The organism is Aerococcus urinaeequi, from assembly GCF_001543205.1.
GTDB classification, from domain to species: Bacteria; Bacillota; Bacilli; order Lactobacillales; family Aerococcaceae; genus Aerococcus; species Aerococcus urinaeequi.
Map to the genome: position 1 here is coordinate 422555 of NZ_CP014162.1, position 13975 is coordinate 436529.

Annotated in this window: 13 protein-coding genes; 1 reads left to right on the forward strand and 12 read right to left on the reverse strand. The window is 39.0% G+C overall.

What is annotated here, in order from left to right; genetic code table 11:
• Position 1 precedes the first annotated feature (1 nt).
• From AWM74_RS01910 to AWM74_RS01930, 5 genes are all read right to left on the reverse strand, one after another.
• Positions 2 to 847: a helix-hairpin-helix domain-containing protein gene (locus tag AWM74_RS01910; RefSeq protein WP_026466400.1), complete on the reverse strand. Its 846-nt coding sequence runs from the start codon at positions 845 to 847 to the stop codon at positions 2 to 4.
• A 66-nt stretch (positions 848 to 913) separates the two neighbouring features.
• Positions 914 to 1414 carry a pantetheine-phosphate adenylyltransferase gene (gene coaD, locus AWM74_RS01915; RefSeq protein WP_016896729.1) on the reverse strand — a complete coding sequence of 167 codons (501 nt, stop codon included), beginning with the start codon at positions 1412 to 1414 and terminating at the stop codon, positions 914 to 916.
• On the reverse strand, positions 1415 to 1981 hold the full coding sequence (gene rsmD / locus AWM74_RS01920) for a 16S rRNA (guanine(966)-N(2))-methyltransferase RsmD (RefSeq protein ID WP_026466401.1): 567 nt from the start codon (positions 1979 to 1981) through the stop codon (positions 1415 to 1417). It abuts the gene before it with no gap.
• A 187-nt stretch (positions 1982 to 2168) separates the two neighbouring features.
• The gene (locus AWM74_RS01925) at positions 2169 to 2906 is read right to left on the reverse strand and encodes an esterase family protein (protein WP_026466402.1); all 738 of its coding nucleotides are present in this window, start codon (positions 2904 to 2906) and stop codon (positions 2169 to 2171) included.
• 42 nt (positions 2907 to 2948) lie between these two features.
• Complete coding sequence (locus AWM74_RS01930) at positions 2949 to 4118, reverse strand: ATP-grasp domain-containing protein (RefSeq protein ID WP_026466403.1); 1170 nt, start codon at positions 4116 to 4118, stop codon at positions 2949 to 2951.
• A 214-nt stretch (positions 4119 to 4332) separates the two neighbouring features.
• On the opposite strand from AWM74_RS01930, the gene AWM74_RS01935 reads away from it, so the two are divergent.
• Positions 4333 to 4992, forward strand: a complete 660-nt coding sequence (locus tag AWM74_RS01935; protein WP_026466404.1) for a GNAT family N-acetyltransferase — start codon at positions 4333 to 4335, stop codon at positions 4990 to 4992.
• 157 nt (positions 4993 to 5149) lie between these two features.
• Here the strand turns inward: AWM74_RS01935 and AWM74_RS01940 are convergent, their stop codons facing one another.
• The 7 genes from AWM74_RS01940 to AWM74_RS01970 form a co-directional block, all read right to left on the reverse strand.
• Positions 5150 to 5842, reverse strand: coding sequence for a Crp/Fnr family transcriptional regulator (locus AWM74_RS01940; RefSeq protein WP_026466405.1), 693 nt, complete (start codon positions 5840 to 5842; stop codon positions 5150 to 5152).
• A 16-nt stretch (positions 5843 to 5858) separates the two neighbouring features.
• Complete coding sequence (locus AWM74_RS01945) at positions 5859 to 6410, reverse strand: Dps family protein (protein ID WP_026466406.1); 552 nt, start codon at positions 6408 to 6410, stop codon at positions 5859 to 5861.
• Position 6411: 1 nt separating this feature from the next.
• Positions 6412 to 6648 carry a heavy-metal-associated domain-containing protein gene (locus AWM74_RS01950; protein ID WP_026466407.1) on the reverse strand — a complete coding sequence of 79 codons (237 nt, stop codon included), beginning with the start codon at positions 6646 to 6648 and terminating at the stop codon, positions 6412 to 6414.
• 63 nt (positions 6649 to 6711) lie between these two features.
• Positions 6712 to 8562 (reverse strand): heavy metal translocating P-type ATPase, encoded by a 1851-nt coding sequence (locus tag AWM74_RS01955; RefSeq protein WP_026466408.1) that lies wholly within the window; start codon positions 8560 to 8562, stop codon positions 6712 to 6714.
• A 391-nt stretch (positions 8563 to 8953) separates the two neighbouring features.
• A complete protein-coding gene (locus AWM74_RS01960; protein ID WP_026466409.1) occupies positions 8954 to 9790 on the reverse strand; it encodes an alpha/beta hydrolase in 837 nt (278 codons plus the stop codon).
• Positions 9791 to 9883: 93 nt separating this feature from the next.
• Positions 9884 to 10207 carry a YlbG family protein gene (locus AWM74_RS01965; protein WP_026466410.1) on the reverse strand — a complete coding sequence of 108 codons (324 nt, stop codon included), beginning with the start codon at positions 10205 to 10207 and terminating at the stop codon, positions 9884 to 9886.
• Between the two features lie 130 nt (positions 10208 to 10337).
• Positions 10338 to 13766, reverse strand: a complete 3429-nt coding sequence (locus tag AWM74_RS01970) for a pyruvate carboxylase (protein ID WP_201784321.1) — start codon at positions 13764 to 13766, stop codon at positions 10338 to 10340.
• Positions 13767 to 13975: the final 209 nt, after the last annotated feature.

The following is a 13975-nucleotide window of genomic DNA, read 5'->3' on the forward strand; positions in this document are numbered from 1 at the left end:
CTTAATTCACCGTGATTAAAGGTCGTAACTTCTCCATCGTTTTCTCCCCAATGCCTGAAACTTGGTCTAGGTCATCGACGGTTTCAAATAGACCGTTCGTCTCCCGGTAATTAATGATATCAGCTGCCCGTTTCTCCCCTATACCAGATAAAGTCTGTAGCATTGTAGTATCTGCAGTATTGATATTGACCAGGTCCCCGTCACTTGTAGCGTCCCCAGAAATCTCGGATACAGCACTTTCTGTGACCTGGGAATCAGCAACTAATGCTTCAGTTGAAGGGCTGACCTCTTCACCATCTTTAGGGACATAAATCACCATTTGATCAGTCACTAATTGAGCTAAATTCACCTGACTTTGGTCAGCCTCTCCAGTTACCCCACCCGCCATTTCAACCACATCATGAACCCGCATACCTGGGGTCACTGGGACAACTTGCGGAACTTTGATAGCCCCTTTAATGTCTACATACCAGGTTTCATTGGGTGCGCTATTACCGTTAGTTTCGGATTCTTCATTAGCTTCTTCATTAGCTTCTTCTCTAGAGATTTCGCTTGCTATACCACTCACCACACTTGATGAAACGACAGTATTTTTAGACAAACCATCTTCTGGCGCTAACGAGTCAGATGTTGCTTCGTCCGTTTCTGCCTCTACCATTAAAGCATTAGTTTGGCCTTGTCTGCCTTGAAATACCTGACTAAGTCCGTAAATGCCTAGTCCACTCACAGTCAAACAGACGACAAAAATACCCAGCAAGTAGGGTCTATACAAGGACCACACTTGTTGGATATTCATTTCTTTGATATCTAACTGAAATTGTCTTAGCCACGCCCGCAACTGATTCATTATGATCACCTCACCTATTATATACGGTAAGGTCAGTTAGAAGCGTCGGCTCATCTTTCAAAAGATTTAACCATTTAATTCAGCGTATTTGGCTTTAATGGCTTCGTTGACATTTGGCGGCACAACGCCAGACACGTCCCCGTTAAACTTCGCAACTTCCTTAATAATAGAGCTTGAAACAAAACGATATTTCTCACTTGATAACAAGAGAACGGTCTCGATATCTGGTGCTTGATGCTTGTTCATTAAGGCGATGTTGGTTTCTTGTTCGAAGTCACTGCCGTTACGCAAACCGCGGATCAAAATACCGCAGTCCAATTCTCTAGCAAAATTCACTGTTAGGCCAGATTTTAAGTAGATCACTTCCACATTATCTAGGTGTTTAGTGGCTTCCTGAGCTAAAGCAAATTTCTCCTCGCCAGTAAATAAAGAGGTTTTGGTGGTATTTGTTGCGACAGCGACATAGACGTAGTCAAACATCTTGGCTGCCCGTTCAATCATGTCCACATGGCCCATTGTTAAGGGGTCAAAAGACCCGGCGTATAAGGCTCTTCCTTTTGTTGTCATCTAGTCTTCCTCCATTTGATATACCAGGATTCTAGTGATTCCGTAAGTCACATCTTTGATCTGTTTGAGTGGTCCAAAGGCTTCCGGCAGTTTGTCTCGCTTGTCTAATTCACAAATTAAGCGGGCATCCGGTGCCAGCCAATGATCTGCTAAAAAGCCGTTGATCACATCTTCTAATTGTTGGCCTTTATAAGGTGGATCCAAAAATACCAAGTCAAATTGCAGGTCTTTATCTACTTGACGTAATTGTTGGATGGCTTTGCGGTTGTCCCCTGACTTCAAAACATACTGGTCCTCAATCCGCACGGCCGCCACGTTTTCCTTAATCGTCGCTTGTGCTTGCCGGTTCTTTTCAAAACCGTAAACGACTGCTGCCCCTCTTGAAATGGCTTCTATTCCAAGCGCCCCAGACCCCGCATAGAAGTCCAGAACTCTTGTGTCCTCATCAAAATAAGGGCCGATAATATTAAATAATGATTCTTTGATTTTATCTGTAGTTGGTCGGGTATTATCCCCTGGCACCGCCTTTAAACGATGTTTCCCAAATTTTCCAGCTATGACGCGCATAGACTTGTCACCCCACGATTTAAAATTTGTCTATATTTTACCATATCAAAGACCGCCCACCTATAAGTGACCCTTTGAAAAAAGAATCCCCAAGATTAAGCTAAGCATTTTTCTGATCCGAACCTCATAAAAAAGAACGCCCTGCTTAACCACGTGGCGTCCTTTTCCAATCAATATTTAAAAGATTCTACACCATATAACCTAGGAAATACGGCAGTTGCTGGCGCCACCAAATCCAGTCATGAGACACATCTGGCCCCCATTCTGCGAACCAGGCTGGGATATTTTTGTTCTCAAAAGCTTCACGCAACTTGTAGTAACCGGGCAGACCGTCTGCCTCCCAGTCACCTAAACCGGTACAAACGATGATATCTGCTTGGCGTAAGTGGTCGATAAACCATGGATCGTTTAAGGTCCAAATATAGTCCACTGGAGAGTTATAGTAAACGGCTAGGTCACCGCCGAAGTCACCACCGAAGTAACGGGCGTCGTAAACACCTGATAAGGCAAGGGTTTTATTAAAGACATCCGGATGCTTCAATTGAAAATTCAGGGCATGGTAAGCACCCATTGAGCAACCTGTTGTCATCATTGGGTCAAACCAACCTGTATAGTGCTTGATGAATGGGATAGCTTCATCAATAACATAACGTTCGTAGGCATTGTGGGCTTCAGCTCGGTCATGTTGGGACTTGCCCTTGTGTAACCAAGATTCTTGGTCATGGGATGATAAGGTGAAGAATTGGACTTTTCCTTCTTCGATAAAATAATGTGCGGCTTCAATCATGCCGAAGTCCGCAAACTCATCTTTAGAACCACCAGATGACGGGAATACCACTACCGGAATACCTGCGTGCCCGTAGCGATTTAAGTACATTTCTTGATTTAAGTGACCTGAATAATGGTGTAAGAATTCTGCGTTCATAATTTTTCCTCCAGTATGGGTAAAATGGACATCAGCGAATGGTTAGCTTTCTTTGTGTTGGTGGACGTAATCAAAAATCTCTTCAATTTCATTTTCCGTATCCGCTAAAATACCATAGAATTGGTTACCTTGTAAGGCCGCAAAAGCGTCTGGTAAACGTTTTGAGAAGACAAAACGGTCGCCGTAATGACTGCGTAAAGCCGCTTCATCGTGGGCATAAGTATTTTGATCACGGTGGGTAATAGCCACGCAATAACGAGCAGGTACAGTCGGTGTTTCAAAAGGTTGACCGTCCACAATGCGGGCAAATTGACGGAATAAATCCACATGGTTGGCATAGTTATACATATCAATAGCATAACCACCGGCCACTCGGTTGTTGTATTCAACCACTAGGTAGTCGTCCCCATTTTCAAAGAATTCAATATGGAAGAACCGCTCCTTCATACCGAATTGTTTGACGATAGCTTGACCGTACGCCCGTAATTTTTCAGGAATTTCCTTTTGAATAATGTAGCCGTAGTCTAATTGGTACTTTAATACCTCCAAAGTTGGGTCACGGTAATACAAGCTTGTTTCAAAGACAATTTCACCATTTTGGTCGATTAAACCGTCATAAGATAGTAATTTTGCATTTTCAATATAAGGCTCAAAGAAATAGGCCTCCTTCTCATCCCACTCTGCAATAAATTTATCCACTGCTTCTTGGTCTTTTAACTTGTATGTCCCTGAAGAACCAACACCTGAATTGGGTTTAGCCACTAAGGGTAGACCCAATTCTTTTACAATTCGATTAACCGTCCCCTTCTTATTGGCTATCTTACCAGGGACAGCTGGAACTCCTGCCTTAGCAAACAATTTCTTCATTTCAGACTTAAATTTAACCTTGCGCAAATCTTTTGGCTTGTTGCCAGGAATATTAAACTGTTCACGAATCTCAGCTTCCAAATTCAACCAATGCTCATTTTGCGACTCAATGCGGTCAATTTTCCCGTGCTTGAAAAATAAATACGCAACGGCTTTTTTGACTTCTTCAGTATTCTCTAAGTCGTTGACTTTGTAGTATTCAGTCAAATCATTTTTTAAAGATTGAGGCAATTGGTCATAGGGTTCTTGACCAATCCCAAGCACATTAACCCCTTGCTGTTTTAATCTGTTAGTAAATAATTGAAAGTTCTCTGGATAAAAAGGTGATGTCACAATAAAATTCATGTAAGTTCCTCCGCTCAGGGTCTTTTCCTTGTATTTCATATTAATTTTTGATTAGAATCTCTCATTCATTATAAGCGGTAATTGGTGCAAAAGCAATTGCATTTAAGTTATGGAAAACGCATTCATCCGCCTTTTTAAAGGCCCGCCTAACGGGCACCCTGTATCATTTGAACTGAACATGCCCATCGGTTAGAATGGAAAGTGGAGGTGTTTTATGACACAAGAAGTTACTTTAAGATCTGCACAACCAGCAGACTATCCAGCATTACACGCATTAAACCGAGGCGCTTGGTTTCAATCAGACTATGAAGAATATCCGGAGGCAACTGACGCTTACGTTGACTTAGACTTAAACAGCTCATTGAGTGATGCCTCAATGGCAACAGTGGCTGAGGTAGATGGACAAATCGCTGGCGTTATCTTAGCGTCTGCTGACTCAGAACCTAAATACGGACGGATGTTGATGCGGTCAACAGCTGATGCGGCTGCAACTATCCACGCAAAAGGTCAGGAAATTGCCGACTATTTTTATGACCGGATGAAAATAGAAAGTGAATACGATGCACAATTACTAGAAAAAGCGCAAGCAAATACCGCCTATGATGGTCGCATCGTTTTATTTATTATGGATCCAAATTTTCAAGGTCTAGGAATCGGCAGCAAATTATTCCAAGCCGCTAAAGATTATTTTGAAGCTAAAAATGTGGCAAATTACTACCTATTCACTGACTCTTCATGTAATTATCCTTTCTATGACCACAAAGGAATGCACCGTGCAGGTAACATAACTTATCATCAACCCGGTCTATTTGAACCGTTTGATGGTTCAAAAAGTACTGAACCTTTTGAATTTTTCATCTATGATAATCGATAACTATAAATAAGGAGGCATGACATTGTTGTCATAGCCTCCTTATTTCATTGAATTTACTTTTTAAAATTAATAATAAGAATTAAGTTTACATACTTAAAATAGCGTTGATAAATAGTTTAAATTATTCATCAACGCTATATATCATAATTATATATCTTTAACTCGATGCAAATAATAATTCATCTAGATCAAATATCTCAATATATTTATGTGTATGTTGTTTAATTAAACCTTTATCCTCTAACGAAGAGAACTTCCGACTTATTGTTTCAGGCGTTGTACCCAAATAAGAAGCTAGTTCTTTTTTTGACATTGGTAAAGTCACATAAGTATGATTTTCCTCATCTTCAACATATTCTGCTAGAAAATTAATAATACGAGACTCTACCTGCTCCATACCAACCTGCATCGTTTGCTTTTCTGATACCTGTAAACGTTTCGTAACATCTGAAAGTATTCGTCTCATAATTTCTGGGTAAGCGTCTAGATAGTTATCCATATCTTTTTTATGGATTCTGCATATGCTTACTTCTGATATTGCTTCAGCATAATTAGAATGGTAACTGTCAGTTTGAAAAATAGCCACTTCTCCCATAAAATCACCAGGATTTAGTATGCGTACCGTTTGTTCACGACCGGATTCATTTAAGTTATAAATACGTACACGCCCATTATTTACGATATATAATGTGTCATCTTTATCACCATTTCCAAATAACAACGCATTCTTTGCATAATGTACTTCATGCGCTGATTGTGCAATTAAACTCATTTGTTCTTCGTTTAGATGGTTAAAAATTGGTACTAACCGTATACAATCTACATGACTATGGTGATGATGGTGTGCCATACAACTTTCCTCCTAATTAATCGTTATCTATATAATCATCGTCTTGTAAAGCATCCTTATTAACAAAGGCTTGAAGTTGCCAAATATTTACATCTAAATAATCTTTATAACTAATTAGTAAATCCTCTAACGCATCATCTGCTTCTTCTTGAGCTAAACGCAATGCACGAACGGTAAATTCACGATTAGTTCTAAAATCTTCTACTAACTGCAAGACCATTTCTTCAGCAGAATAATATTTTTCAGACGGATCTTCAGAAATTATTGTAAATTCCTGAAATTCAGCAGTTGTTGATGCTGGCTTAAATCCTGAAGCTAGTAAACGTTCTGCAATTTTATCAAACCATGTCTCATTCTCATTATACAGTTTTTCAAATAACCCATGCAATGAATAGAAATTTGCCCCTTTTACATACCAGTGATATTGATGTAATTTTACATGTAAGGTATGAATATTAGCCAGTACATGATCTGTAACAGCTGCAGCATTAATCTTGGTATGGTGAATGTGTTCTTTATAGGCTTGTTCAGCAGCTAATTTTTCTTGTCTTTCGTTTACTGTTGTCATTTTATATACCTTCCTTCACTTTTGAACTAATAACGGAATATCCTAAGTTTTCAATAACATTTTCAATTGTACTCAAATTGACTTGTTCTTCATCAAAATCCACTTTTACCTTACTTGCATTGAACAGCACTTTTACAGAATCCTTTTCTACACCAGCGGTCTGTTTTAAACCACTTTCAATTTTTTGTAAACATGATGGACAAGTTAATGTTTCTAATTTTAATGTTGCTTTAGTCATATCTATCACTCCTTTAAATAAATTATATAAGGTATTTTTTTAAAAATAATTGATACAGATCAATTATTTTAATTGATATCCTCTTAATCTCATTGCATTTAAAATAACAACCAAAATACTTGCCTCGTGAACTAACATACCAATTGACATAGACATCCATTCACTGAATATTAAACTAAAGAGCAATATTATCACCACACCAACAGCAATAAGAATATTTTGTCGCATATTCGCATATGTCCCTTTAGCTAAGCCTAAAGCATGGGGGAGACGATTAAAATTGGAATTCATCAAAACAATATCTGAACTTTCAATGGCTGCATCTGTTCCATTTCCCATAGCTATCCCTACTTCTGCAGTAGCTAGAGAGGGGCTATCATTCACACCATCACCAATAAACGCAACAATTTCACCAGTAGACTGTCTTTCTTTTAGAAATGACTGCTTATCCTCAGGCAGCATATCGCCATGGGCCTCGGTTAATCCTAGCTCCTTTTTAACTAAATTAACAGTACCTTGATTATCCCCTGATAATACAATGAGATTTTTAACACCAAGTGATTTTAATTTTTGTAGGTCTCGTTTAACACCTGGTCGAACCTGGTCACGGATTCCCATTAAAATCATTAACTGATGATCAACTGCTGTTAATACAATTGAACTACCGTCTCTTTCTAATGTATCTAATTTTTTAAGCACATCAGCAGATAGTGATATCCTTTCTTGTTCCATTAAGTGTTTATTCCCTACTGCAACGACGTGTCCATCAACGTGAGCAATTATGCCCCCACCTTTTATAACCTGTGTACGCTCTACAGGTCGTAGTTTATATTGCGCTAACTTATTCGTAATAGCGTCTGCTAAGGGATGATCAGATTCCCTTTCAACCGAGAATAGTAGAGACAAATCCTCCTCTTGATTATTTCCATAGTAAACAAATTCGCCCACTTCAGGCTTTCCTTCAGTTAAGGTACCTGTTTTATCAAATAGGACTGTATCTACATTCGCAAAATGACTAATCACTTCAGAACCTTTAAACAAAATACCATTCTTTGCACCATTTCCTATACCCGCCACATTTGAAACCGGTACACCAATGACCAAGGCTCCTGGGCAACCAAGTACTAATACAGTAACTGCTAGTGCCGTATCTTTAGTTAATACCCAAACTAATAACCCAATGAAAAGTACTACAGGTGTGTACCAACGAGAGAACTGGTCAATAAATCGCTCAGCTTCCGATTTAGAATCTTGTGCCTCTTCTACTAATTCAATAATTCGACCAAATGTAGAATCCTCCCCAATTCTATCAGCGACTATTTGAATAGTCCCATTATCCATAATGGTACCGGCAAATACTTCGTCACCTTTTTCTTTCTTTAGAGGTAAAGATTCGCCAGTGATATTAGCCTCATTTACATGTCCCTTTCCAGTAGTTACCCTACCATCTACTGGAATCTTAGCCCCAGTTTTTACTAAAAGAATATCTCCTTCCTCTACTTCATCAATATCTACTTCTTCAAATTGCCCCTCGTTCAATTGCTTAAAAGCAGTCTCTGGAGCCATTTCTGTCAACTCTTTAATCGCAGATCGTGTTTGCTTAAGTGTACGCTGCTCTAAATATGAGCCAAATAAAAATAAAAAAGTAACAATAGCTGACTCTTCGTAATTTTGGATAAAGAAAGCACCAATAACCGCTATCGTTACTAAAACATCAATACTCACTACTTTTACTTTCATAGCCTGATAAGCCTGTATTGCAATGGGCATAACACCCAATATGGAAGCAATGATAAAAGCACTGTTAAAGATAACCGTATTAGTAAAAATGAAATGTGCAATAAAACCTATAATAATAAGTAAACCACTGATAACTGTAATATGATTTTTATGTTTCAAAATAATCTGTTGCATATAAACCCCTCCTATACTTTTGTACAACTACAGTGTATTCATTTTTGAAAGATATAAAATTGATGCGCATCAATTTTATAAACATAGTATAAAAAAGTTAAGATTTCTTATTTTAGTCATTTTTTCAAAATGAATTATTATCCGCAAAAAAAAGAGGGTTTACATGGTCGATTTAGTTAAATAACTAAATTGTCCATGCAAACCCTCGTATTGATATTTACAGTATTCGTTTTTTGACAATAGATATTATCCAAGACATAGTCGTTAAGATACGATTAAGCCATAAAGAGTAAACTTTCAGTTGTAAAATTGTTATTTATCTACATTTATATAAATGATAAGTTTAAATTCTTTTAGAAGACTTATCAAATATTAACCAACTCATAAGAGTTTACAATGGCCAACCTTGGCTAATAAATCGTAGACAATCTGGTAGGTGTTTAGACCAATATTTTTCTGAATGTTCGTCCCCATGGAAAATATTCAAGGACACATTTTCTGGCGCCACACCTGCCTGCATCACCTGTTGGCTATATTTAATGGCATCCGTAATATAAGCCTGTTCAGTATAAGGACCGATGATCATCTCATCTATCTCGTCCCCTTCTTCAGTCCCGCATTCGATATAAATCCGTTGATCATTTGGCAAATTCACCCGTTCAATAAACCGGTCAAAATCTTGCGCAACGGCCCAATTGGTCAAAGAAAAAATCCCTAAACGACCAATTTGATCTTTATAGGCAGCGCCAAGATACGTGGAAATGGTCGCCCCAAAGGAAGACCCAATCATCGCCGTGTGGGCAGCGTCCGGTATAGTCCGGTAGTGTTTGTCGACAAAATCTTTGACTATAGTCACCACAAATTCAGAAAATTCAGCGCCCCGTCCCCCTTGACCAGATAGGCTTGAATCATAAGCTTCTTTAACCGTCCACGGTAGGTATTCCAAGGTCCGTGTCTCCTCACCATTATCAATGCCGACAATAATCATACTTGGTAAATCCGGATTCCGCTTGACCGCGTGAATTGTTTTCCAAGAATGTTTCGAAAAAGCTTCCTTGGAATGAAACACATTCTGTCCGTCATGCATATAAACTACGGGATAATGCTTATCTGTCTTTTCTTCATAGTCCTTAGGTAAGAGGACACGAATTCGCCGCTTAGCCAAGGTATAAGGCACATCTAAAATATGTTCTTTAAGTTCCAAATAGAAAAATGGTGCAAACTCCATCCTGACTCTCCTCCAACTATTGAAAAAGAACCCTGGGCACATTCAATCCCAAGGTCCCTTCAAACTTTCATTCACTATATATTTTATTATATATTAAGCATACCGTTCATTCAAACGATCTTTATCATCCGAATCCTTCTTGGCCATCAAGTCTGCCGCATAGGCATCAAAAGCCGTCGCATAGTCCGTCGCCATCGCCTGTCTAGGAGACACATCCACCTGACGCACGAAATGTAACTTCTCAAGATTCTTTTGAATATGGTCCGCTTCCGACACATCCGTATACAAAACCGCATACTTCATCTTCCGCGAGACATAATAAACGAAACCGTACTTCTGTAACTGTTTCACCTTTTTATTAGAATACATCCACACAATCAACGCTTGCCGTGACTGTCTTTCATCATAAATACTCATATCATCGACTTCCTTTAATCACTCGCTTTAATTTCATTATAACAGGAATTCCAAAGTCCGTAACCCCTAAACCTTTATATGGCAAAATAACGGGCCTCAACTTGCTGGCCCGCTATTCTTACCTCTTATTTTATTCCAATACTAATAGCAAGTCACCAGAATTTACTTGGTCGCCGTTGGCAACAAGTAATTCTTTCACAACAGCCTTACGTGGTGCTTTCAAAGTAGTCTCCATCTTCATGGCTTCAGAAATCAACAGTAATTGACCTTCTTCAATTTCATCACCTTGTTGCACCTGAACATCAAGGATTGTACCAGGCATTGTCGCTGCAATATGGTTTGTATTGCCGTGATCAGCTTTACGACGAACAGCAGTCGTTGTTTTAGCATTGGCGTCATGTACTATAATTTCACGAGATTGTCCGTTTAATTCAAAGAAGACAATCCGTTGACCAGTTTCATCCAACTCACCAATTTGGATTAAGCGGATGTATAAGACTTTACCCTTTTGAATTTCAACATTCACAGTTTCACCAGTCTTCATACCATAGAAGAAGCTTGGTGTTGGGATGATTGAAACGTCAGAATAACGTTCAAGTTTATGACGGTAGTCTACAAAAACATCAGGATACATAATGTAAGATAAGACGTCTTGGTCGTCTACATCTTCATCACCTAATTTAGCAATCAATTCTTGACGAGTAGCTTCAAAATCAATTGGTGCTAAGTGTTCCCCTGGACGATCAGTTGAAGCCTCTTCACCTTTTAAGATGATGTCAGATACATCTTGCGGGAATCCACCTTCTGGTTGACCGATTTTACCTTTAAATAAATCGATAACAGATTGAGGGAAGTCGTATTTTTTCCCTTCTGCGAAGAATTTATCAATTGTTAGGTCATTTTGAACCATAAATAAGGCCATATCACCAACAACTTTAGATGAAGGGGTAACTTTAACGATATCACCAAACAAGAAGTTTACATCATGATACATTTGTTTTACTTCGTCCCAACGACTACCCAAACCAACAGATTTAGCTTGTTGTTGTAAGTTTGTATATTGACCACCAGGCATCTCTGTACTGTAGATTTCAGTTTCTGGACCCTCTAAACCTGAAGTGAATTCATCGTAGTAAGAACGCACACCTAACCAGTATTGGTTAATTTTCTCTGCATTTTGTACATGGATATTTGGTTTACGGTCGTTATACTCCATCGCATAATATAGTGATTGCATAGATGGTTGTGATGTTGTTGAAGCAAATGCAGAACTTGCCACATCCACAATGTCTACACCTGCACGTGATGCTTCAGTGTAAGTTAAGATACCGTTACCTGCTGTATCATGCGTGTGTAAATGAATTGGCACATCGATATGGTCTTTCAATTCTGAAATTAAAGCATAAGCAGCTTGTGGTTTTAATAAACCCGCCATATCTTTGACTGCAATAATATCTGCGCCCATAGCTTGTAACTCTTTGGCTAAATTTACATAGTAGTCTAGAGAATACTTAGTACGCTCTGGATTTAAGATATCACCTGTATAACACATTGTCGCTTCAGCGATCTTACCAGCATCTTTCACATATTGAATTGGTTTTTCAATTTGTTTAGTCCAGTTTAATGAGTCAAACACACGGAAGACGTCAATTCCTGAAGCTGCAGCCTGGTCAATGAAAGCTTTCAAAGTATTATCTGGGTATGAAGTGTAACCTACCGCATTTGAACCACGGAATAACATTTGTAGCAAGGTATTTGGCATTGCTTCACGCAACTGCTCTAGACGGCTCCAAGGGTTTTCAGTTAAGAAACGGAAGGATGCATCAAATGTCGCCCCACCCCAAACTTCCATAGAGAATAGGTTTGGCAAAGCATCTTCCATAACTTTAGCTGGTTTCACCATGTCACGCGTACGCATACGAGTCGCAATCAATGATTGGTGTGCATCGCGCATTGTCGTATCTGTTAATAATAAGTCATTTGAATTTTTAATAAATTCTTGTACACCTTTTGCGCCATCACGGTCTAAAATTTGTTTAGCAGATAAACCACTACGGTCCACCAATTCAATCTTAGGTGTTGGAATCGTTAAGAATTCTGCTTTTTCATTTTCAATACCTGGGAAACCATTTACAGAAATGTCCCCGATGTATTGTAAGACTTTGTTTCCTCGGTCACGGTTTCGTTCTTTAGGGAAGTTGAACAATTCAGGTGTATTGTCGATGAATACAGTGTTTGCAGTACCCTCTTGGAAAACAGGATGGTTTACAACGTTACGCAAGAACGGAATATTGTTCTTAACACCACGCACACGATACTCTCTTAAGGCACGGTCTGTTTTTGCTACCGTATCTTCGAAATCTGTACCGTAAGTGATTAACTTAGCGATCATTGAGTCAAAGTACGGACTAACAACCGTATTTTGGAAACCATTACCCGCATCTAAACGGACACCAAAACCGCCTGGAGAACGGTAAGTGTTGATTTTACCTGTATCTGGGAAGAAATTGTTATTTGGATCCTCTGTAGTTACACGACATTGGATTGCAAAACCATTTAATGGTAAGTCTTCTTGTGCTGGTAAACCAATTTCACTTAAGCTTTCACCTGCTGCAACACGGATTTGTGTTTGGACAATGTCCACACCAGTGATTTGCTCTGTAATTGTATGTTCTACTTGGACACGAGGGTTTACTTCGATAAAGTAGAAGTCATCGCCATCTAACAAGAACTCAACAGTTCCGGCATTAGCGTAGTCCACTGAATCTAAGAAGTCACGGGCAGAATTACAGATACGGTTACGTAGTTCCATTGACATGTTTACAGTTGGCGCAACCTCAACCACTTTTTGGTGACGACGTTGAACTGAACAGTCACGTTCCCATAAATGCATAGTGTTTCCTTGCTCATCAGCCATGATTTGAACTTCAATATGTTTAGGTCCTTCTACGTATTTCTCAACGTAGGCTTCACCTGAACCAAAAGCTTTAGTCGCTTCAGAAACCGCAAGACGGTATTGTTCTGCTACTTCATCTTCTGAACGTACCACACGCATACCACGTCCTCCACCACCTAAGGCAGCTTTGATGATAATTGGGTAACCAGCAGTTTTACCAAATTCAACCACTTCTTCAAGACTTTCAACTGGTCCATCAGAACCTGGAATCAACGGAATATTCGCTTTCTTAGCTGCTTCACGAGCTTTTACTTTATCCCCGAACATATCTAAAATTTCGTGTGAAGGACCGATAAACTTGATCCCCTCTTCCTCACAACGACGCGCAAATTCAGTATTTTCAGACAGGAAGCCGTAACCAGGGTGAATCGCGTCAGCATTCACATCTTTCGCAATTTGAATAATCGATTCGATATCTAAATAAGCTTCAACAGCCTTTTTATCCTTAGACAATAAATAAGACTCATCCGCCTTGAAACGGTGAACTGATCCTTCATCCTCTTGTGAATAAACTGCGACTGTACTAATTCCTAGTTCAAAACACGCTCGGAAAATACGGATTGCGATTTCTCCACGGTTCGCAACTAATACTTTTTTGATCATTTATAGTAACTCCCTCTCTTACGTCTCTAACTACTTGACGCTTGTTTACACTTGCCAATTGTATCATAGTTTGCCATATTTTGAATCATTTTGGTATAGAAAAATGAAAGAAATCTCATTTTCTTATCATAATTGCTAAAGCCTATTAAAGATCGCTTATTTAGATTTTATTTTTCGCTTGATCATTTTCCCCATAAAAAAGAAGCTGG